General features: G+C 65.5%; 16 protein-coding genes. 5 read left to right on the forward strand and 11 right to left on the reverse strand.

The annotated features are described in order from the left end of the window. Nucleotides 1-75: 75 nt before the first annotated feature. From QWJ37_RS11605 to QWJ37_RS11620, 4 genes are all read right to left on the reverse strand, one after another. Nucleotides 76-5595, reverse strand: coding sequence for a DUF6531 domain-containing protein (locus tag QWJ37_RS11605; protein WP_290245356.1), 5520 nt, complete (start codon nt 5593-5595; stop codon nt 76-78). Between the two features lie 248 nt (nt 5596-5843). Next, entirely contained in the window at nt 5844-6125 is a 282-nt protein-coding gene (locus QWJ37_RS11610) for a pyrophosphorylase (protein ID WP_146363391.1), read from the reverse strand. Between the two features lie 262 nt (nt 6126-6387). Next, nucleotides 6388-8013 carry a cation acetate symporter gene (locus QWJ37_RS11615; protein WP_227904378.1) on the reverse strand — a complete coding sequence of 542 codons (1626 nt, stop codon included), beginning with the start codon at nt 8011-8013 and terminating at the stop codon, nt 6388-6390. Beyond that, complete coding sequence (locus QWJ37_RS11620; protein ID WP_227904377.1) at nt 8010-8381, reverse strand: DUF485 domain-containing protein; 372 nt, start codon at nt 8379-8381, stop codon at nt 8010-8012. The genes QWJ37_RS11615 and QWJ37_RS11620 overlap by 4 nt, the downstream gene beginning before the upstream one ends. A gap of 210 nt (nt 8382-8591) precedes the next feature. Here QWJ37_RS11620 and QWJ37_RS11625 point away from each other — a divergent pair, with 210 nt between their 5' ends. From QWJ37_RS11625 to QWJ37_RS11640, 4 genes are read left to right on the forward strand one after another with little or no spacing between them, the layout of a single operon-like run. Continuing rightward, a complete protein-coding gene (locus QWJ37_RS11625) occupies nt 8592-9803 on the forward strand; it encodes a histidine kinase (RefSeq protein WP_227904376.1) in 1212 nt (403 codons plus the stop codon). A 10-nt stretch (nt 9804-9813) separates the two neighbouring features. Next, a complete protein-coding gene (locus QWJ37_RS11630) occupies nt 9814-10554 on the forward strand; it encodes a LytTR family DNA-binding domain-containing protein (RefSeq protein ID WP_227904375.1) in 741 nt (246 codons plus the stop codon). Next, complete coding sequence (locus QWJ37_RS11635) at nt 10551-10940, forward strand: hypothetical protein (protein WP_290245357.1); 390 nt, start codon at nt 10551-10553, stop codon at nt 10938-10940. The genes QWJ37_RS11630 and QWJ37_RS11635 overlap by 4 nt, the downstream gene beginning before the upstream one ends. A gap of 32 nt (nt 10941-10972) precedes the next feature. After that, the gene (locus QWJ37_RS11640; RefSeq protein ID WP_290245737.1) at nt 10973-12484 is read left to right on the forward strand and encodes a cation acetate symporter; all 1512 of its coding nucleotides are present in this window, start codon (nt 10973-10975) and stop codon (nt 12482-12484) included. On the opposite strand, the gene QWJ37_RS11645 is transcribed toward QWJ37_RS11640, so the two are convergent. The 6 genes from QWJ37_RS11645 to rpsB all read right to left on the reverse strand — a co-directional run bounded on the left by QWJ37_RS11645 (nt 12481) and on the right by rpsB (nt 17793). Continuing rightward, a complete protein-coding gene (locus QWJ37_RS11645; protein WP_227904373.1) occupies nt 12481-13059 on the reverse strand; it encodes a DivIVA domain-containing protein in 579 nt (192 codons plus the stop codon). The two genes, QWJ37_RS11640 and QWJ37_RS11645, sit on opposite strands and share 4 nt — an antisense overlap. 231 nt (nt 13060-13290) lie before the next feature. Beyond that, entirely contained in the window at nt 13291-14259 is a 969-nt protein-coding gene (locus tag QWJ37_RS11650; protein WP_227904372.1) for a phosphatidate cytidylyltransferase, read from the reverse strand. Then, nucleotides 14259-14816: a ribosome recycling factor gene (gene frr, locus QWJ37_RS11655; RefSeq protein WP_227904371.1), complete on the reverse strand. Its 558-nt coding sequence runs from the start codon at nt 14814-14816 to the stop codon at nt 14259-14261. Before frr ends, QWJ37_RS11650 begins: the two co-directional genes overlap by 1 nt. Nucleotides 14817-15085: 269 nt before the next feature. After that, nucleotides 15086-15817, reverse strand: a complete 732-nt coding sequence (gene pyrH, locus QWJ37_RS11660; protein ID WP_227904370.1) for a UMP kinase — start codon at nt 15815-15817, stop codon at nt 15086-15088. Nucleotides 15818-15956: 139 nt separating this feature from the next. Further along, nucleotides 15957-16796, reverse strand: a complete 840-nt coding sequence (gene tsf, locus QWJ37_RS11665) for a translation elongation factor Ts (RefSeq protein ID WP_227904369.1) — start codon at nt 16794-16796, stop codon at nt 15957-15959. Between the two features lie 130 nt (nt 16797-16926). Then, nucleotides 16927-17793, reverse strand: a complete 867-nt coding sequence (gene rpsB / locus QWJ37_RS11670) for a 30S ribosomal protein S2 (RefSeq protein ID WP_227904368.1) — start codon at nt 17791-17793, stop codon at nt 16927-16929. Nucleotides 17794-18252: 459 nt separating this feature from the next. Here rpsB and QWJ37_RS11675 point away from each other — a divergent pair, with 459 nt between their 5' ends. Next, nucleotides 18253-18846, forward strand: coding sequence for a M23 family metallopeptidase (locus QWJ37_RS11675; protein ID WP_290245359.1), 594 nt, complete (start codon nt 18253-18255; stop codon nt 18844-18846). A 73-nt stretch (nt 18847-18919) separates the two neighbouring features. Here QWJ37_RS11675 and QWJ37_RS11680 read toward each other — a convergent pair whose 3' ends face one another. Continuing rightward, nucleotides 18920-20104 (reverse strand): acyl-CoA dehydrogenase family protein, encoded by a 1185-nt coding sequence (locus QWJ37_RS11680; protein WP_227904366.1) that lies wholly within the window; start codon nt 20102-20104, stop codon nt 18920-18922. Nucleotides 20105-20156 lie beyond the last annotated feature (52 nt).

The following is a 20156-nucleotide window of genomic DNA, read 5'->3' on the forward strand; positions in this document are numbered from 1 at the left end:
CCTTCAAGAATAGCGGAAACGGTGTGTGGGCCCGGGAACATCAGACCGGGCCCACACTGCGGCTATGCGGGTTTATTAAGGGACAATCTCACGGGCCACAAATTCGAGCCCGCTGGAAATTATCGATGCGTGGCCTCCCGCATAGGCGGCCAGGGAATGATCCACCCACCCGGGAACGCCCGGATTCAGCTGTGACGCCCCTGGGAAGTGGCTGAGGACGCTTCCTCCAATAACGTCGAAGCCGATATCCGCAAGCGTGTAATCATCGCCGGTGATGTACTTCTCCAGGCCACCGCCCAGCACGGCGCCGCCGCTGGCCACCGCGTACTGGACAAGCTTGGCTTCGATGCCCGCCAGCGGAGCGGAGAGATATCCCGCCTGCGGGCTTATCATGCCTGTTACCACACCACCGGCAAGAGCACCTCCGGCACCCTGCCACGACCAGTCTTCCTTGGGATTCGTTACAAAGTACATTCCCGTGTTGACGACTCCGCCAATCGCTCCGTTGGTGATGGCCGCCTTGCCCGCCTGGGTTGCCGCTGCGCGGCCGAGACCGGAGACGACGGCCTGGCTGGCCTTCCCTGCGATGGGACCCGCTATCCAGCCAACAGCCCCGGACACTGCCACCTGGCCCCAGTTCACTGAACCCGTAGTTGCCTTTTGGATGATGGTGTCGGCACCGGCAGCTACGAGGGCGAGGCCCGCCGGGCCGCCGACCCCGCTGAGCATCAGGGCGCCGCCGACAACCACCATGGCACCGCCGATCAGGTAGTCCTTGTTCTCCTTCACGAAGTCCCAGGCCGCTGCCAGCGCACCGCCGTTCGCGGCGTCGTAGGCCTTCAGATCCTCGTCGGTGAGCGGACGCAGGCCCGTCGGATCAGTGGTGTTGAGCGGATTGTTGCCGGCATAGGAATACGGGTTGCCGTCCCAGCCCGCACCAAGGACCGGAGCGAGCGGGTCCGTGGACAGGAAACCGCGCGTAGCCGGGTCATAGGCCCGGGCACCCAGCCACTCCAGGCCCGCTATGTCCAGGCCGCCGTTGCCGGTCAGCCGGATCCCTGCGGAGAGTACCCCTGCCAGTCCGGGAGCAACACCGGCTGCGCCGGCGGTTCCACCCGCTTCGGGGAGCACCGGACTTCCGAGCACCGCCCACGGATCGGCGTGGTCCGTCGGACGTGCCGTCCGCCAGCCCGCCGCGGTCCACGCCTCTCCGATACCCGTGATGCCGCCGGGCAGGTTCAGCACCTGCTCGCCGTCGATCCCGGCCAAGGTGGGGACCGGGTTCGCGGTGTCCCACCACGCCTGGCACCCGTCCACGGAAGCCAGCTCACCCAGCGCGTCCACCCAGACCTCGTGCCGGGAGGTTTCGTTCCCGTCGCGATCCCGTTCCACTGCCGCTTGGAGGAAACCGGTGGGACTCCAGGAGTATTCGGTCCAGGACCCGTCCGGACCGATCAGCCGGGACCGGCGGCCGAGCCCGTCATAGACATATTCAGTCCTTGACCCGTCCGGCTCCGTGACGGAGGTCAGTTCCCCGGCAACGTCATAGGTATACGTCCGCGGACCGGCAGGAGTCATCTCCCGGATCAGGCGGCCGCCGGCGTCGTACTGCCATTCCGAGACCAGCGCACGGACGGAGGCCCCCGTTCCCTCACCGCGGGTGGTGGCGGCAGCTGCCAGCTGGCCGGCGTTGTCATAGGCGTAGCGGGTCACTGCTCCGGCACGGGTCAGGCCGGTGATCCGCCCGTCCCCGTCCCGGCCGATCAGCGTGGTGTCGGGCGCGCCGTCATCCGTCCGATCGGTGCGGCTGTGTTCGGCAGGGTACCCGTTGCGGTATTGCCATTCCTGCACCAGGGCACCCGCTGTGGCGGCAACCAGCCGGCCTGCCGGATCATAGGTGAACGCTGCCTCCCCCAGACGGGGGTTGTGCACGGTCTTCACGCGGCCGACGGCGTCCCGGACGTAAGTGGTGGTGGTACCGGAGGTGTCGGTGAAGGACATTCGGTGCCCGTCGGCGTCGTAGTTCCAGGAGAGCCCCTGGGCGCCGCGGGTGCGGGAGGTCAGCTGGCCGCGGCGGTTGAAACCAAGTTCGTGCTCCACGGTGAGCCCGTTCCCGGCCGTTGAGTCCGCGATGACCACCCGACGGGACAACCGGTCACGTTCGATGCGGGCGAGCTGCTTCCCGTTGTAGGAGGTAGTGACCTGCTGTCCGGAACGGTCATAGGACCAGCTGGTGGTGTTCCCGTCCGGGTCGGTGTGGGAAAGCTGCCGGCCGGCCGGATCATAGGTTGACGTTGTGACCCGGCCGAGCGGGTCGCGGACCGAGGCGATGCTGTCGGTCTCCGTGTACGTACGTTCGGTGACGCCGCCCAGCGGGTCGGTGATCCGCACCAGGCGCCCCCGGAGGTCGTACTCGAACCGGGTCCGTCCGCCCAGGCCGTTGACCGACTCGATGAGCTCTCCGGCGGTGTTGTATTTGAACCGGCGTGTGCCGTACCAGGAGTCCTGGGAGAAATTCAGCCGGCCGGCCTTGTCGTAGCCGTAGCGGGCTGCACCGTTTCCGGGCGTGACGCGTAATGCCAGGCGGCCGGCGGCGTCGTACTCGAACATTTCGGCTTCACCGGTGGGCAGAATCCGGGCTGCCACCCGCTGGTCGGCGTCGTAGACCAGTTCGGTGACCGCGCCCAGCGGATCGACGGTCTTCCAGGGCCGTCCGCAAATGTCGTACTCATACCGGGTCACGGCCCCGGACGGCGAGGTGATGGAGGTGATTTTTCCGGAGACGTCCCGTCCCAGCAGGGTCAGCCCGCCTTCCCCGTCCACGAGCTCCACCGGGTTCCCGGCCGCGTCATAGGTGATCAGCTCAGCGGAGCCGTCGGGAGCTTCGGCCCGGACGGGTCGCCCGTACTCATCGAAGCTGTACGTGGAGGTGGAGAACGCGTTGGCGAGGGTGGCCGTGCCCGTTTTCCGGTCCGTACTCGCCTCTGAGCGGACGCCGGTGGGGTCGACGACGGCGGTGAGGTTGCCGATCCTGTCGTACTCCCGGATCCAGTCGTGCCCGGCCGGATCGGTGATCCCGGTGAGCCGGGAGAGGGTGTCATGGGTGAAACCCCAGCGGGCACCGTCGGGCAGAATGGCTGCGGTGACGTTGCCCAGTTCGTCAAACTCCCGCTCAATGGCCCGGCCCAGGGGGTCGATGGTGCGGACCAGTTCCCCGTTGGCCGCGTATTCCAGTTCCGTCCGGCCCCCGTCGGGGGCGATGGACGCCGTGATCCGTCCGGCGGCATCATGCTCAAAGGACCAGACTGCACCGTCGGCTTCCTCGCGCCGGATGAGCAGCCCGGCAGCGTTGTACGTGAAGCGGGTGGCAGCACCCGAGGGGGTAATGGCTGCGACCGGGCGCCCGGCTGTGTCGCGGAGGACCCTTGCCGTGTCCCCGACTGCGTTGCGGGTGGCAATCAGGTCGCCGTAGTTGTCGTAGTCGAACTCGACGGTTACCCCGGCCGGGTCGGTCACCCGGGTCAGCAGCCCCCGGTCCCAGGTCAGCTCCGTCCGACCGCCCAGCGGATCGAGGATCACCGACGGATCCCGGGAAAGGTCATCGGCATATTCATAGGTAACGACGGACCCTGATTCGGTGACCAGGGTGGTGATCCGGTCCTGCTCGTCCCACCCGTAGGTCAGGTCCGCACCCTCGGGCGTCACGGTACGGATGCGGCGGCCGCGCAGGTCATAGGCGTGGACGGTGACGGATCCGTCGCGTTCGGTCAGGGAGACCAGATTGCCGTGCCGGTCATAGGCCATGGACTGGCGCTGATCGTGGGAGTCCAGCACCCCGACCAGCCGGCCCTTGCTATCGGCGATCCAGGAGTTGGAGCGTGTGCCGTCCTCATCCGAGACAACCGTGACCCGTCCGGGCAGGTACGCGAAGCGGGTGCGGCGGCCATGCTGGGTCAGCTGCAGGATCACCCGGCCCTGCTCGTCGTAGGTGTTCTCCGCTTCGAGCACGCCGGCAGCGGAGTACACCGCGTCAATCAGGCCGGCCTCGTTCCACCGGTACGTACGGGTGCCGGTTTCCGTAGTGACGGTGACGAGACGGCCGGCGTCGTCGTAGCCGTACTCCACCCGCCGGCCGTCTGAGGTCCGTACGACGGCGGCGCGGCCGTCGCTGTAGTCCACGTCGAGGAAACGGCCGCAGGCGTGGGCAAGCCTGGACACCCGGGCGGAGGCACCGGCGTCGTTGGCGCCGTCGGCTGCAGACTCGTGGTGGACGGAGATGGTGCGGCCCGGACCGGCGCCGGCGCCAAGCCACAGGCCGGTAAGGCTGTAGGCCCACCAGGCGCCCTGGTTGTCGCGCACCACCAGCAGTTCGGTACTGCCCTCGGGCAGGGCCAGGTCCGTCAGGGGCGTAGTGGTTGCCGGTTCGCGGGCAACCCAGAAGTTCTCTCCCACGGCGCGGCCCCAGCCCTCGCCTTCGCGGGGAAAGTCCACGGCACGGCCGTCAGCCAGGACCCAGCGGCAGCCCTCATCCGACAGCACCAGATGCTGGTCCAGGACGGACGCCCAGCCCGGGCCGAACACGCCGGGAGATTCCAGGCCCGAAGGCAGTGAGTTATACATCCGGGTCAGCGCCAGGCTGGAAGCCCTGCCGGCGAAGGCCAGGTCCGTTTCCGGCTCAATGAAGTTACCCGTGGCCGTGTTCACCGGGTCATTGGCGTAACCGGTGGTAGGGATGGCCCCGGCCGCGGTCGGCGGGTCGATGGAGAGGGCGCTCCGGCTGGTGTCCACACCGGCTGCGGCCAGGGCTGCGGCAAGAGCTGCATCCGAAAGGGTGGAAACGTTCCCGTCTCCCCCGGCCGCGGCAAAGGCATCCGCCACCGTGATGGCCCACCGCGCGTCGTTTTCGTTGGCGGTCAGGTACGCACGGTAGGCCCTCAGGACCCCCGAGGCCTCGATAGTGCCCCAGTTGCACTGGGCAGCAAACGTGGACAGGTGGCTTTCGAGGCTGCCGGGAGCACCGACCAGCTCAGCGTCCAGTCCCCGGGCACCCACCGCGAAACTGCGCAGGTTCGACGGCCGCGCCGAAGACGTCCCGCCTCCGTTACCTCCGGCGTTCCCGGACGGCGGGGTTCTGCGGCTGCCGGTGACCGCGGTGGCGGGTGCGAACGTCGGGGCCGGTCCCCGTTCCTGGTTGGGCCGCTCCCCCTCGCCCCAGATCCAGTCTCCGACTTCCTCCAGCCAGCTGCGGTTGTTGTGCCGCCACACCCATTCATTGTTTTCCCTGCGCCTGGCATCTTCTTCGCGTGCCAGCGGAATCATCTGCCCGGCATATTTAGCCACAGTGCGAAGGGCAGTTGCCAGGTTCGCCGCGTCAACGGCTGCAGTAGCGGCGTTCTCCTGGAAGATGTCCGCGAACGCGCCCTTGAAATCCTCGATACCGGTGGACACGAACGATGCCCGGGAGCCGGCCTGCCCTTCGAGGCGTGCCGCCGCGTTCTCAAACGCCTGCTTCATCTCTTCAGCTACGGAGTAGACAAACCGTCCCTGCGCATCCTCGGGCAACAACGGAACTTCGACAAACTTAGACTCAGACATAAATCAGGGTCCCCCACTGCAAGAACTGGAAAAGAAGAATCAAACAACCTTGGGCGTACCTGCGGGGACGAAACACCGGCGCCGGAACGTCAAGGGAAAACCTGTCAAAGCCGGCCGGAAGCGACCACCGGCCGAACAGCCGGGGCGAATGGATTGCCCGGCCGGTCCAAAGCGCGTGCCGGCCGGATAGCCGTCCGCGGCAGCGGAACAGCTATCCGGCCCTTACAACGCGGACGGGAACGGCTCGCTTACGCGCCGCCGCCTGCGGAGAAGATGTCCTGCGAAATCTTCTGCAGCTGCGTACGCAGCTCTTCGAGCTCCTGGCGGGCCTTATCCAGCGCTGCCTTGGTTTCCGGCCACGTTGAACCGCGGAACTGGGCGGCCAGCGGGCCGTCCCATACGTTCGGGTCTGACAGGATCTTGCCCTGCGCGTCCAACGCCTGAATCTGGTCGGTGAACCCGCCGTTGATGATGGACTGCACCTGGTTGATGGCAGACTTCGCCTGCTCGGTGGACAACACGCGTGACATATGGATTTCCCCCTCTAGAGACAATGGCTCCGCCGCCCGATGAAATCCGCTGAACATTTCCGTTGACACGGATTCCGCTAACCTTTCGGGCAACGGGGCGATGAAGACAGTGGTAACAGACACACACAATACCAATACGGGACGCTGATTCCCGTTTTTTGCGTGCACCTTTCGCCGGTTTTACCGGTGCACGCTTTTAAGCGGCACACAAAAGGCAGGACCCGCCGAAGCGGGCCCTGCCTTTATGCCTGCGGCAGCTGCCTTAGTGGTCAACCGCCTTTTCAGCGCCGACACCGGTGAGCGAACGCACTTCCATTTCCGCCTGCTTGGTGGCGGATTCGGTGTTCTTATCCAGGACAGTGCCCAGCCAGCCCAGGAAGAAGGCCAGCGGGATGGATACCAGACCCGGGTTGTTCAGCGGGAACCAGGCGAAGTCCGCCCCGGCAATCATCGAGGTTTCGGCACCCGAGACTACGGGCGAGAAAGCGATGAGCAGGATCGCCGAGCCAAGGCCGCCGTACATGCTCCAGACCGCGCCCTGGGTGGAGAATTTCCGCCAGTACAGCGAATAGATGATGGTCGGCAGGTTCGCGCTGGCTGCCACCGCGAAGGCCAGAGCCACCAGGAAGGCCACGTTCTGTCCCTGTGCGCCGATGCCGCCGAGGATGGAGACGATGCCGATCACCACCACCGTGGTGCGGGCCACCTTGACTTCACCGTCGGCGTCGACCTGGTCCTTGCGGATCACGCTGGCGTAGATGTCATGGGCGAAGGACGCCGCTGCGGTGATGGTCAGGCCGGCCACCACTGCAAGAATGGTGGCGAAGGCGACGGCGGAGATCAGGCCCAGGAGTACCGGCCCGCCGAGGGCGAAGGCCAGCAGCGGGGCTGCCGAGTTCACCCCGCCGGGAGCCGACTTGATCGCGTCTGCGCCGATAAGTGCTGCTGCACCGTAGCCCAGCACCAGGGTGAAGAGGTAGAACAGGCCGATCAGCCAGATGGCCCAGACCACGGACCGGCGGGCTTCCTTGGCCGTGGGGACGGTGTAGAAGCGCATCAGCACGTGTGGCAGTGCCGCAGTGCCCAGCACCAGCGCCAGGCCCAGGGAGACGAAGTCGAGCTTGGAGGTTTCAGACTTGCCGTACTGCAGTCCCGGATCCAGGATGGCGGCATTGCCGGAGGTTTCCACGGCAGCCCCCAGCAGTTCGGAGAGGTTGAAGCCGTGCAGTGCCAGGACCCAGACGGTCATGATGGCGGCGCCGGCAATCAGCAGGCAGGCCTTGATGATCTGCACCCAGGTGGTGCCCTTCATGCCGCCGATCAGTACGTAAATGATCATCAGGCCGCCGACGACGGTGATCACCAGTGACTGGCCCACCTTGCCGTCGATACCCATGAGCAGGGACACCAGTCCGCCGGCACCGGCCATCTGGGCCAGGAGGTAGAAGAAGCAGACCGCCAGGGTGGTGATGGCCGCGGCAATGCGGACCGGACGCTGCTTGAGGCGGAAGGAGAGCACATCGGCCATGGTGAACTTGCCGGTGTTGCGCAGCATTTCAGCGACCAGCAGCAGGGCTACCAGCCAGGCGACGAGGAAGCCGATGGAGTAGAGGAAGCCGTCATAGCCGTTGATGGCAATGGCGCCGACAATGCCGAGGAAGGACGCCGCGGAGAGGTAGTCCCCGGCAATGGCCGTGCCGTTCTGCGGTCCGGTGAACGAGCGGCCGGCGGCGTAGTAGTCAGCGGCGGTTTTATTGTTGCGGCTGGCCCGCAGCACCACTACCAGGGTCACGGCCACGAACAGGCCGAAGATAATCATGTTCAGCAGGCCGGTGTCCTTGATGGAGTCGGCCGTAATGTCGGCTGCAGCTATCTGCACAGTGTTCACTTGTTCTCCTCCGGACGGCTGACGCCCTTGGCCTCAAGTTCGGCGCGGATCTCCGCGGATATGGGGTCCAACCGGCGGTTGGCGTAACTGACGTACCACATGGTGATGCCGAAGGTGCTGACAAACTGCAGCAGACCCAGAATCAGTCCGATGTTGATGTTGCCAATCACCGGAGTGGACATGAAGTCATGCGCGTAGTCGGCCAGCAGGACGTATGCGAAGTACCAGACCAGGAAAACCACGGCCATGGGGAAAATAAAGCTGCGCTGGCGCTTGCGTAGTTCCTGGAACTCGGGTGAGCTCTGAACTTCCCGGAAGTCCACCTGGTCAGGGTGCGCAGCGTGTGAAACCGGCTGCTCTTCAGCCATTGTTCCTCCTCTGTTGGGGCCCGCCCTGCGCGCTGCGCCCACCTCGAAAAGGTCAGGACACGACGCCGTGCAAGCTGTGACGCTCATCACTTTCCTACACCCCGGCGGCCGTGTCCGCCCGACGCCCCGCAGCATCGGTGAACGGTCAGTTCCGTGCGGTGAACGGCATCCCCGCCGGTTCCCGCTCCGGTGTGAGGCTAGGGTGGTGCCATGCTCAGTCCCGCCGTTGATATTGCCCTGGTCTGCGCCATTGCGGTCCTGACCATCGCGGTGGTGGGCGCGCTCGGCTTCCGGCTGACCCGCTCGCAGCGGGATCTGGGTTCCGACGCCGAACGGGCCACCTATGCCACGCTGCATACCGCGTCCCTGGCGTCGGCGCACCTGCGCGCCGGGCTGACGCCGGCCGGGGCGCGCAAGGCCAGCCGGCACCTGCGCGACCTGCTGGACTGCGACACCCTGGTGATCACCGATGCCTCCACGGTGCTCGCCTGGGAGGGCACCGTGCCGGACACGGCCGTACGGCGGGAGAGGCTGCAGTCAGCGGCGGCACTGGTCCTGGAGTCCGGCCGCACCCGCGTGTTCCGCGGCGCTGCGCTCCGGGCGCTGGGGCTGGAGCACTCCGGACGGGAACTGCTGGTGGCCCCGCTCCCGGTCAACGGGCAGACGGTGGGCACCGTGGCCGTTTTCGCGCCGACGGTGCGGGCCGGGCTGGTCCGTGCCGCAAACGAAGTGGCCGGATGGCTTGCCACCCAGGTGGAGCTGGCGGAGCTGGACACCTCCCGCGCCCAGCTGATGGAGGCCGAGGTCCGGGCGCTGCGGGCCCAGATCAGTCCGCATTTTATTTACAACTCGCTGAACGCGATTGCTTCCTACATCAACACCGATCCGGCACGTGCCCGGGAGCTGGTGGTCGAGTTTGCCGACTTCACCCGTTACTCCTTCCGCCGGCACGGCAACTTCACCACCATCGCCGAGGAACTGCAGTCGGTGGACCGGTACCTGCTGCTGGAGCGGGCCCGTTTCGGGGAACGGCTGAAGGTCAGCCTGCAGATTGCCCCCGAAGTGCTGCCGACCGTTATCCCGTTCCTATCCCTGCAGCCGCTGGTGGAAAATTCCGTCCGCCACGGCCTGGAGGCAAAGGACGGACAGGGCCGGATCACCATTGCCGCCGTGGATGCCGGGGCCGAAGCGGTGATCACCATCGAGGACAACGGTGTTGGCATGGACCCCGGTTATCTCCGGTCTGTCCTGGCCGGACATGCCGAGGGCGACCACGTGGGACTGCGCAACGTGGACGTGCGGCTGCGCCAGGTGTACGGGGACTCGCACGGTCTGGTGATCGACACCGCGCCGGGTGCCGGAACCCTGATCACCATGCGGGTGCCCAAGTCGCAGCCGGAGAACCGGCCAACAAACGCGTAATCTGTCTCACATGCGTAAACCTGCCCGCCCCCTGACCGTTGTGGTGGCCGACGACGAAGCGCCCGCCGTTGAGGAACTTGCCTACCTGCTCGGCCTGGACGCACGGATCGGTACCGTGCACCGGGCCGGCAGCGGAGCCCAGGCCCTGCAGGAGATCGAGTCACGCGACGTCGACGCCGTGTTCCTGGACATCCACATGCCTGCGCTCTCCGGCCTGGACATCGCCAAGGCCCTGGCGCGCCGGGAACGTCCGCCGGCCGTGGTGTTCGTGACCGCGGACGAGGACCAGGCGCTGCGCGCCTTCGACCTTGCCGCCTTGGACTATCTGCTCAAACCGGTGCGCCCGGAGCGCCTCTCGGAGTCGGTGCGCCGGATCTGCGAGTTAGGTGCCGAGAGCGATGCCGCGGACGCCGACGTCGTCACCGTGGTGCAGGGAGCGACGACGAAAATCATTCCCCGCGCTGACATCCGCTACGTTCAGGCGCAGGGTGACTACGCCCGGCTGCACACCGCCGAGGCCTCCTACCTCATCCGGGTGCCGCTGGCGGACCTGGAAGAGCAGTGGGCGGAGGCAGGTTTCGTGCGCATCCACCGGTCCTATCTGGTGGCCAGGAACCATCTGCGCCAGGTGCGGCTGACCGCCGGCCGGGCCAGCGTGCGTCTGGGCGACGTTGATCTGCCGGTCAGCCGGCGCCACCTGCCCGCTGTCCGCAACACCCTGGAGGCCGGACGGGTCCGGCCCACATCATGAAGAACGGCGACACCCCCGCAGCGCCGGCACCGCGCCGCGTCCGGGTGACAGCCACCGGCATCTCCGGCGGAGCGGCCCCGTTCCCGGTGTCCCGGGAGCTGGATGAACAGTCCGAGGTTGGAGAGCTCGTGATCGGCTCCCTGATCCGCAGCCAGCTCCGGCTGGCACTGGTGGTCGGCGGCGGGTTTCTCCTGATCCTGCTCAGCGTCCCGGTACTGCTGGCCTTCCTTCCCGTGATTGCGGACCTGAGCATATTCGGGGTTCCTGCACCGTGGATCCTTCTGGGTGTGGGGGTGTACCCGCTGGTGATCGGCTGCGGGATGCTCTACGTCCTCAGTGCCCAGCGCAACGAAAACCGGTACCGCGATCTGGTGGACGGACGGTAGGCGCCGGCGTGGATCTTTCTTTGGACCCCGGCATGAGTCCGGGCATCGGTTATGCCGCCCTGGCTTTCGTGGCTGCCGCCACCCTGCTGATCGGGTTCTACGGCCTGCGTATTTCCCGGACCACCAGCGACTTCTACGTCGCCTCACGCACGGTTAAGCCGTGGTGGAATGCCTCGGCTATCGGCGGGGAATACCTTTCTGCCGCAAGTTTCCTCGGCGTGGCCGGGCTCATCGTTGCCTCCGGTGTGGATGCCCTCTGGTTCCCGATCGGCTATACCGGCGGCTATCTGATGCTGCTGCTGTTTGTGGCCGCACCGCTGCGGCGTTCGGGCGCCTACACCGTGCCGGACTTTGCCCACGCCCGGCTCGAATCCCTTCCTGTCCGGCGGCTCACCAGCCTCCTGGTAATCGCCGTCGGCTGGCTGTACATCGTCCCCCAGATGCACGGTGCCGCTTTGACCATGCGCATCACCACCGGCCTGCCGGCCTGGATCGGCTGCCTGGTGGTAACCGGCGTCGTCTGCCTCAGCGTGGTGACCGGCGGGATGCGGTCCATTACGTTTGTGCAGGCGTTCCAATACTGGCTGAAACTGGTGGCCATCGGCGTTCCCGTGCTGTTCATCCTTTTCCGCCTGGCCGGTGACGGTCCGCCCGGTCCGGGCGGAGCACAGCTCCTGGCCGAAGCCCTGGACCCGCAGACCCATGCACCGCTCTACCGCAACATCTCCCTCAGCATTGCCCTGCTCTGCGGCACCCTGGGCCTGCCGCATGTGCTGGTGCGGTTCTACACGAATCCGGACGGCGCCTCGGCCCGGCGGACCACACTGATTGTGCTCGGCCTGCTGTCCCTGTTTTACATTTTCCCCATCACGTACGGGGTTCTGGGCCGGATTTATGCACCGGACCTGGCAGCCGACGGAAACACCGATGCCACGGTGCTGCTGCTTCCCGGCCGCGTGTTCGACGGCGCCTCCGGTGATTTGCTGGCTGCCCTGGTGACTGCCGGGGCCTTCGCAGCGTTCCTCTCCACGAGCAGCGGGCTGACGGTTTCGCTGGCGGGGGTCATCAGCCAGGAGTTTTTCCGCGGCAGCGTGCGCGGCTTCCGGCTCTCTGCCGTCCTGGCCGCCGTGGTCCCGCTGGTCATTGCCCTGCTGACCGAGTCATCGGCCCTGGCCGGAAGCATTGGCATGGTTTTTGCCTTCACGGCCTCCACGCTGTGCCCCCTGCTGGTGCTGGGCATCTGGTGGCGGCCGCTGACCGCTGCCGGGGCCGGGGCGGGGATGTTCACCGGTGCCCTGCTGTGCGGCGGCGCAATGGTGGCAGGTGCCGTCCTACCCCGGATGGGGGCCTCGATTCCGGCGTGGATAGAGCAGCCTGCCGCCTGGACGGTGCCGGCTGCCTTTGCCGTCACCGTGATCGTGTCCAAGCTGACGTCCGGCGCCCTGCCCGGCGGAGCGGCGAAATTCCTGGCCCGACTGCATACACCGGAGCCCCTTGAGCGGCCCCGTCCCGGCGCCGGGTCCCCCGCCGAGGACAACCGTTAGTCTATGGACGCCATCAGCTCGACAACGCGGTCCAGGAAGGCATCCACCTGGGTCTCTTCATAACCGTCGGCACCCCGTGCCTCGCGGAACACGGCGCGGCGCACCACATCGACACTCAGCGGACGGTCATGCTCGAAGTAACCGAGAAGTTCGTTGCAGAGCGCGTCCACGTCCTTGACGTTGTAACTGGGGACACGCTTCTTGACCGGACGGCGGAACCGCTCCCCCGGCTTCCGGTGCAGCCTTGCCCGCAGCACGGCTGACATGCGGCCGATCTGCAGCAGCCACGCTTCCTCACCGCGTTCGGTGATCATCTCGTCGCGCTCCCGCTGGGCGAAAACGTCCTCGAGGCGGTCCAGGGCCGCGTCCACTGCCTGCGGTTCGTAGCCGCCCTTGGCCGGGTCGAAGGCCATGGACCGGACATCCGCACTGGTGACGGGCTTCGCGGTCCTGGATTCCGAGTTGTAGTAGTTCCGTGCCTTGGTCAGGAACTCATCGACCTGGCGGATGTTGTAGCCGTAGTCCCGTCGTCCCACGCGCTCGAAAGGGGCACTGGCCTGCCGCTCATCGTCCATGAATGTACTGTTCCTCTGTGGTTATTGCCTCGGGAGCTATTGCCGCTGGAGGCCGTGTTGGCACCGGACACTCCGCGTCCAACGCCTGAAAAACTCTGAAACATCTTACGACGCCGCCGCAGGGGCCCGGTTCAGGCGCACCGGTTGTTGCCGGACCGTTACGCTTACTGCGTTTCCACAGCGGCTGCCAATGGCCGGGCGGCGGCCGGTCGGTACCAGCGGGGAATCCCGTCAGGACACTGCCGACAACAGCACCGAAAGAAGGAAGACCACCGGGGAGGCGAAGACCACCGAGTCCAGGCGGTCCATCACCCCGCCGTGGCCGGGCAGGAGGTTGGACATGTCCTTGACGCCGAGTTCACGTTTGACCATGGATTCGGAGAAGTCCCCCGCCGTTGCCGCGGCCACGGTTGCGACCGCCAGGGCCACGCCGAACCACCAGGGCTGGTCCAGGAACAGCACCGCTGCCCCCACTCCGACAATGGCAGCGCCGGCCGCGGACCCGGCGAATCCCTCCCAGGATTTCTTCGGGCTGATCTTCGGGGCCATGGGATGCTTTCCGAAGAAGGCGCCCACCAGGTAGCCGAAGGTGTCATTGGCTACCACCAGCAGAAGCAGCACGGCCACCCGGATTTGTCCGTCCGGCTCGCGCAGCAGCAGCAGGGCGAAGCTGAGCAGGAAGGGAACCCAGAGCACCACGAAGATGCCGGCAAGGATGCTCTGGATCGCTTCGGCAGCGGTATCAATGCTGCGCCAGAGCAGAATCGCCACTGCCGTGGCAACCGTGGCAAAGGCCAGCGCCTCCGTACCGCCGAAGTAGGCGGCGAAAGGCAGGCCCACGGATCCGACGAGTACGGGCACCAAGGGCACCTTCATGCCCCGCACTTCCAGGGCCCGGCTGACTTCCCAGACGCCGACGGCGGCGAAGGCCACCGCTATCACCACGATGGCGAACGGCAGGAACAGCAGGCCTACAAGCAGAGATCCCAGGAGAATAACGCCGACGGCGATGGCAGCGGGCAGGTTGCGTCCGGCCCGTGACACTTTGGCCGGTTTGGCATCCTTACCGCTCCGGTTGCGGGCGCGGCGTCCGCCGGCCTGGCTGGACTCCGGTGCGCTCATATCCTGGGCCTTTGCTGCCGGAACTGTCTCGACGGACGGTGACCCGCCAGCCTGGGTGGAAGGCTGGGTGTCACTCATCAGACCTCGAGAAGCTCGGCTTCCTTGCGCTTGAGGAGCTCGTCGATGGAATCCGTGTGTGCCTTGGTCAGGGCATCGAGGTCCTTTTCGGCGCGGGCACCGTCATCCTCGCCGACTTCGCTGTCCTTCACCAGACGGTCAATCCCGTCCTTTGCCTTGCGGCGGATGTTCCGGACGGAGACCTTGGCGTCCTCTGCCTTGCCGCGGACAATCTTGACGTATTCCTTGCGGCGGTCCTGGGTAAGTTCGGGCATGATAACCCGGATGACCTTGCCGTCGTTAGACGGGTTGGCACCCACCTCGGAGTCGCTGAGCGCACGCTCAATGGCACGCAGTGCGGTTACGTCGTACGGAGTGATCAGCAGGGTGCGGGCATCCGGCGTGGCAAAGGATGCCAGCTGCTGAAGCTGCGTCGGGGAACCGTAGTAGTCCACCAGCACCCGGGAAAAGAGTGCCGGGTTGGCGCGGCCGGTCCGGACGGAGGAGAAGTCTTCCTTAGCAACTTCCACCGCCTTGTCCATTTTGTCGGCGGCCTCTTTCAAGGTGTCTTCAATCACGGTCTCTCCTCATAAAACAGTGTCCGCCGGCAATATTGCCTGGCGGCCGGGCTCTTATATCATCCTAAGCCAAGGGTGCGGGTTCCCTGCACCGAGCGCAGCGAGGTGTAGGGGAAACCCTTGGCGCAAGGGTGCGGGTTCCCTGCACCGAGCGCAGCGAGGTGTAGGGGAAACCCTTGGCGCAAGGGTGCGGGTTCCCTGCACCGAGCGCAGCGAGGTGTAGGGGAAACGCACCCGCCGTCGTACCTGCCCACAGGGACCACCAGGGACTAGTTGGAAACGATGGTGCCGATCTTCTCGCCACGGATCGCGCGGGTCACGTTGCCCTCGCCCTCCATGCCGAAGACCACCATGTCCAGGTCATTGTCCTTGCACATGGTCATGGCCGTCTGGTCCATCACGCGGATGTCCTGGCGCAGGGCGTCGTCGTAGGTCAGGGTCTCAAGGCGCCGCGCGTTGGGGTCCTTGTTGGGGTCCGCAGTGTAGACACCGTCCACGCCGCTCTTGGCCATCAGGACCTCATCTGCGTGGACCTCCAGGGCACGCTGGGCGGCCACCGTATCGGTGGAGAAGTAGGGCAGGCCCGCGCCCGCACCGAAGATCACTACACGGCCCTTCTCCAGGTGCCGGATGGCCCGCCTGGGAATGTACGCTTCAGCAACCTGGCCCATGGTGATGGCGCTCTGCACCCGGGTCTCGACGCCGGCCTGCTCCAGGAAATCCTGCAGCGCGAGGCAGTTCATAACCGTGCCGAGCATGCCCATGTAATCCGCGCGGGAGCGGTCCATGCCGCTGGTGGACAGTTCCGCGCCGCGGAAGAAGTTCCCTCCGCCCACCACAATGGCGACTTCAACTTCACCGACGGTTGCCGCGATCTGTTTGGCCACGGCACGCACGGTATCCGGATCAACACCGAGCTTCCCGCCGCCGAACACCTCGCCCGAAAGTTTCAGCAGGACGCGTCGTCGCGGGGAATCGGTGTCTTTCAATACGTGGGCCATTGTGCCTCCCGGGCATAGATGCTGATGCTGCTTTTAAGACTAGTTAGCTGTTCTGGACAGGCAAAAGGGGTGGTCACCCGTGGTGACCACCCCCTCTGTCATGATGACGTTTTCGTCGGAACCGTTATGGCCTGATTAATTAGGCGCCTACACGGAAACGGGCGAATCCAACGGGTGCAACCCCGGCTTCTTCGAGCACCTTGCCGACGGTCTTCTTGGCGTCCTTGGCGAACGGCTGGTCCAGCAGGACGATTTCCTTGAAGAAACCGGTCAGGCGGCCTTCAACGATCTTGGTCAGCGCGCCTTCGGGCTTGCCTTCCGCACGTGCGGTCTCGTCGGCGATGCGGCGTTCGTTCTCGACGGTCTCTGCCGGAACTTCGTCACGGGTCAGGTAGGTCGGAGCGTAGGCAGCGGTGTGCACGGCGACGTCGTGGGCGGCCGTGGCAGCGTCTGCGCCTTCGCCGTCAACGGCGAACAGCACGCCGACCTGTGCCGGAAGATCCTTGGAGGTCTTGTGCAGGTAGGCATCAACGGTCTTGCCTTCGATGCGTGCCACGCGGCGGACAACAACCTTCTCGCCCAGGATGGCGCCTTCCTCGACGACAACCTCGGACAGCGGCTTGCCGTCAACGTTGTAGGCAAGGAGGGTTTCGGCGTCGGCAGCAGCGGACTCAACAGCGGCGGCCAGCACCTTGTCAGCCAGTTCGATGAACTTGGCGGACTTGGCAACGAAGTCGGTTTCGCAGTTCAGTTCGATCATGACACCAACGGTGCCGTCGATGACCTTGGCAGCAACCAGGCCCTCAGCGGTGGAACGGCCTTCACGCTTGGTAGCGCCCTTCAGGCCCTTGATGCGGATGAGCTCCATGGCCTTGTCGGCATCGCCGTTGGCCTCGTCCAGAGCTTTCTTTACATCCATCATGCCGGCGCCGGTGCGCTCGCGCAGTGCCTTGATATCAGCAGCGGTGTAGTTCGCCATTTGGACTCCAGTCCTCCCGTTATAAGTATTGGTGCGGTTCCGCCAGTGCGGCTGGTCGGGAATCCCGGCCAGCCGCACCAACAGATACCCGGTCCCGGCGTTAGATCACCCGGACCAAGGAATTCGTTCTTTACTTCTCAGTTACTTCGGCGGCCGGAGCGTCTACGACGGCGTCGACTCCTGTTGCTTCAGCGGCGGGGGCCTCTGCAGCGGCTTCGGCTGCGGGGGTCTCTGCAGCGCCTTCAAGCAGTTCGCGCTCCCACTCGGCCAGCGGCTCGGCCGCGGCTTCGGTGTTCCCGGACTTGTTGTGGCGGACCATCAGGCCTTCCGCAACGGCATCGGCGATGACGCGGGTCAGCAGGTTTACGGAGCGGATGGCGTCGTCGTTGCCCGGGATCGGGAAGTCGACGTCGTCGGGATCGCAGTTGCTGTCCAGGATGGCAACAACGGGGATGTTCAGCTTCTTGGCCTCGTCAATGGCCAGGTGTTCCTTCGGGGTGTCAACAACCCAGAGCAGGGACGGTGCCTTGGTCAGGTTGCGGATACCACCGAGGTTGTTCTGCAGCTTGGTCAGTTCACGCTTGAGGAGCAGGAGCTCCTTCTTGGTGTGGCCGGAGGAAGCAACGTCCTCGAAGTTGATCTCTTCGAGTTCCTTCATGCGCTGGATACGCTTGGCAACGGTCTGGAAGTTGGTGAGCATGCCACCGAGCCAACGCTGGTTGACGTACGGCTGGCCAACACGGGTGGCCTGCTCGGCGATGGCTTCCTGGGCCTGCTTCTTGGTACCGACGAACAGGACGGTTCCGCCGTGGGCAACGGTGGCCTTGACGAACTCGTAGGCACGGTCGATGTAGGACAGCGACTGCTGCAGATCGATGATGTAGATGCCGTTGCGCTCGGTGAAGATGAAACGCTTCATCTTCGGGTTCCAACGGCGGGTCTGGTGACCAAAGTGGACGCCGCTGTCGAGCAGCTGGCGCATTGTAACGACGGGCATGTCGTCACTCCTTCCGGCAGCAGCCGTGCGCACGGCGCACTGGTCCTACTGCCTATTGACGGTTTTAGCTGTACGCCCGGGCGGGCGGAGCTCCTGGTATCCATCAGCCGAATTCCTGTGAGGGCTTCCAGCGTGCCTCCCCTGCCGGCATTGCCGGACCGTTGGAGATGCACCCCCGTGACGGGGATAGTTGGGATACGCGTAGTCAGATTCCCGTGCGTATGGGTGCTGCCCCGGACAATGATCCCGGACAGCCCGCGGAGTGAACAGAACAAGTCCGTTGGTTTCAATCCACGCAGGCCACATGGCACAGCAAGCTGCTCCGTCAAGTGTACTACAGCGCCGGGGACCAAACGCACGGTCCCGGACCATTCCTCCCCATGGCAGCGGCAATGGTGCGCGCTCCACCCGGGGAGGGTTCCGGCGGCGTTATCTGCACCTGGACAGCATGCTGGCCCCATGAGGATATTCCCGTCCCTGCCGCTGGTGGCGCTCCTTCTGGTGGCAGTGCTCCTACCGGCCCCGCCTGAGCCGGCACCGGCTGTCCCTGTCTCCACAGGGCGGGTGGGCGGTGCCCGGTTTGCCGCGCCGTGGTCGTGGCCCCTGAGTCCGGATCCCGCACCGATCAGATACTTCGATAAACCCGCCCAGCCGTGGCTCGCCGGGCACCGGGGTGTTGACCTGGCAGCGACGCCGGCCGCTCCGGTTCTCGCCCCGGCGGACGGCTACGTTGTTTTCGCCGGCGTGGTGGTGAACCGCCCGGTGCTCACCATTGACCACGGCAGCGGACTGAAATCCAGTTTTGAGTCGGTGACAGCGTCTGTGGGCACGGGTACCTTCGTGGCGCGGGGAACCGAGGTCGGCACGGTGGCGTCCAGTCCGGAAGTGCACTGCAGCGGCAACTGCCTTCACTGGGGTGTGCGGCTGGAGAAGGAGTACGTCAATCCTCTGGACTACGTCCTGGACCGGCGGCCGTCCGTGCTGCTGCCCGGCGGTAATTCGGCGGCAGTGGGACGCGGGCCGCTGTTCCGGATCCCGCGTTTCCGGTTTTAAACGTCCCGGCCGGGTCCTATGCAGGACCCGGCCGGGGTTCTTTACTGGTCCCGAAGACGGGATGCGGCGTTACTTAGACGAACGCGGCTACACCCGTGATCGCACGGCCGGTAACCAGAGTATTGATCTCGTAGGTGCCTTCATACGAGTAGATTGCCTCGGCATCGGCGAAGATCTTCGCCATGCCGTAGTCGGTGACAATGCCGTTGCCGCCCAGGATACTGCGGCCGAGGGCAACGGATTCGCGCATACGGGCGGTGGTGAAAGCCTTGGCAAGTGCGGACTGCTCGTCCTTGGCCTGGCCGAGGTCTTCCAGCTGGGCCAGGCGGACCATCATGCCCAGCGAGCTGACCGTGTTGCCCAGGATCTTTACCAGCTGTTCCTGCACCAGCTGGAAGGATGCCAGCGGCTTGCCGAACTGGTGGCGTTCCACCGCGTACTTGCGGGCAACATCAAAGGCAGCCATCTGCTGGCCCACGGCCTGCCAGGCTACGGCAAGGCGGGTAACCTTCAGCACCTTGTTGGTGTCGCGGAAGCTGTTGGCGCCCTTGAGGTGGAAATCGTCGCTGACCACCACGTTGTCCAGCACGATGTCCGCGTTCTGCACGGTGCGGAGCGCAATCTTGTTTTCGATCTTCGTGGCGCGGTAACCGGGGGTCTTGGTGTCCACGAGGAAACCCTTGACCTGGTTGTCTTCAACGTCGCGGGCGTAGATGACAACCCAGTCGGAGAACGTGGCGTTGCCGATCCAGCGCTTTTCGCCGTTGAGGATCCAGTTGTCCCCGTCGCGGCGTGCGGTGGTGCGGGTGCCGCCGGCGACGTCGGAACCGCCGAGCGGCTCCGTCAGGCCGAAGGCGCCGATCTTCTTCATGGCGTAGATATCCGGCAGCCAGGCTGCCTTCTGCTCTTCGGAGGCCAGTGCCTCAATGGAACCGGTGAAGAGGCCGTCATGCACACCCAGGAACGTGGCGAACGAGGTGTCCGCGCGGGTGACCTCAGCGTGGCAGAGGCCGGCGAAGAGGTTGGAGTAGCCCTGGCGGTAAACCGGGCTCATTACGTCGAGTTCGGCGATCTTGGGGATCATGTGGTGCGGGAATTCACCGGCGTTCCACCAGTCAGCGGCGTGCGGTTTGACCTCCGCGGCAAGCCAGGTCCGGATTTCATGCAGACGGTCGCGCTCCTTGTCAGTGAGCAGGTCCTCGAATGCGTAGAAGTCGCCGTCCGGGTACGGAAGGTTGTCGACGTCGATAGTTGCCATGGAAATATCCTTCGCTGCTGATCATCGGTGATCTGCCGGCCCCCGTGGGGAA

It is taken from the genome of Arthrobacter sp. YD2 (genome assembly GCF_030410475.1).
GTDB classification, from domain to species: Bacteria; Actinomycetota; Actinomycetes; order Actinomycetales; family Micrococcaceae; genus Arthrobacter_B; species Arthrobacter_B zhangbolii.

Excerpts from the sequence above, each read along its gene's own strand:
- QWJ37_RS11630 (WP_227904375.1), top strand. The coding sequence starts at position 9,814 with ATGCGTAAACCTGCCCGCCCCCTGACCGTTGTGGTGGCCGACGACGAA.
- QWJ37_RS11645 (WP_227904373.1), bottom strand. The coding sequence starts at position 13,059 with ATGGACGATGAGCGGCAGGCCAGTGCCCCTTTCGAGCGCGTGGGACGA.
- pyrH (WP_227904370.1), bottom strand. The coding sequence starts at position 15,817 with ATGGCCCACGTATTGAAAGACACCGATTCCCCGCGACGACGCGTCCTG.
- rpsB (WP_227904368.1), bottom strand. The coding sequence starts at position 17,793 with ATGCCCGTCGTTACAATGCGCCAGCTGCTCGACAGCGGCGTCCACTTT.
- QWJ37_RS11620 (WP_227904377.1), bottom strand. The coding sequence starts at position 8,381 with ATGGCTGAAGAGCAGCCGGTTTCACACGCTGCGCACCCTGACCAGGTG.
- QWJ37_RS11610 (WP_146363391.1), bottom strand. The coding sequence starts at position 6,125 with ATGTCACGCGTGTTGTCCACCGAGCAGGCGAAGTCTGCCATCAACCAG.
- QWJ37_RS11650 (WP_227904372.1), bottom strand. The coding sequence starts at position 14,259 with ATGAGTGACACCCAGCCTTCCACCCAGGCTGGCGGGTCACCGTCCGTC.
- QWJ37_RS11635 (WP_290245357.1), top strand. The coding sequence starts at position 10,551 with ATGAAGAACGGCGACACCCCCGCAGCGCCGGCACCGCGCCGCGTCCGG.
- QWJ37_RS11625 (WP_227904376.1), top strand. The coding sequence starts at position 8,592 with ATGCTCAGTCCCGCCGTTGATATTGCCCTGGTCTGCGCCATTGCGGTC.
- QWJ37_RS11675 (WP_290245359.1), top strand. The coding sequence starts at position 18,253 with ATGAGGATATTCCCGTCCCTGCCGCTGGTGGCGCTCCTTCTGGTGGCA.
- QWJ37_RS11605 (WP_290245356.1), bottom strand. The coding sequence starts at position 5,595 with ATGTCTGAGTCTAAGTTTGTCGAAGTTCCGTTGTTGCCCGAGGATGCG.
- QWJ37_RS11680 (WP_227904366.1), bottom strand. The coding sequence starts at position 20,104 with ATGGCAACTATCGACGTCGACAACCTTCCGTACCCGGACGGCGACTTC.
- QWJ37_RS11640 (WP_290245737.1), top strand. The coding sequence starts at position 10,973 with ATGAGTCCGGGCATCGGTTATGCCGCCCTGGCTTTCGTGGCTGCCGCC.
- tsf (WP_227904369.1), bottom strand. The coding sequence starts at position 16,796 with ATGGCGAACTACACCGCTGCTGATATCAAGGCACTGCGCGAGCGCACC.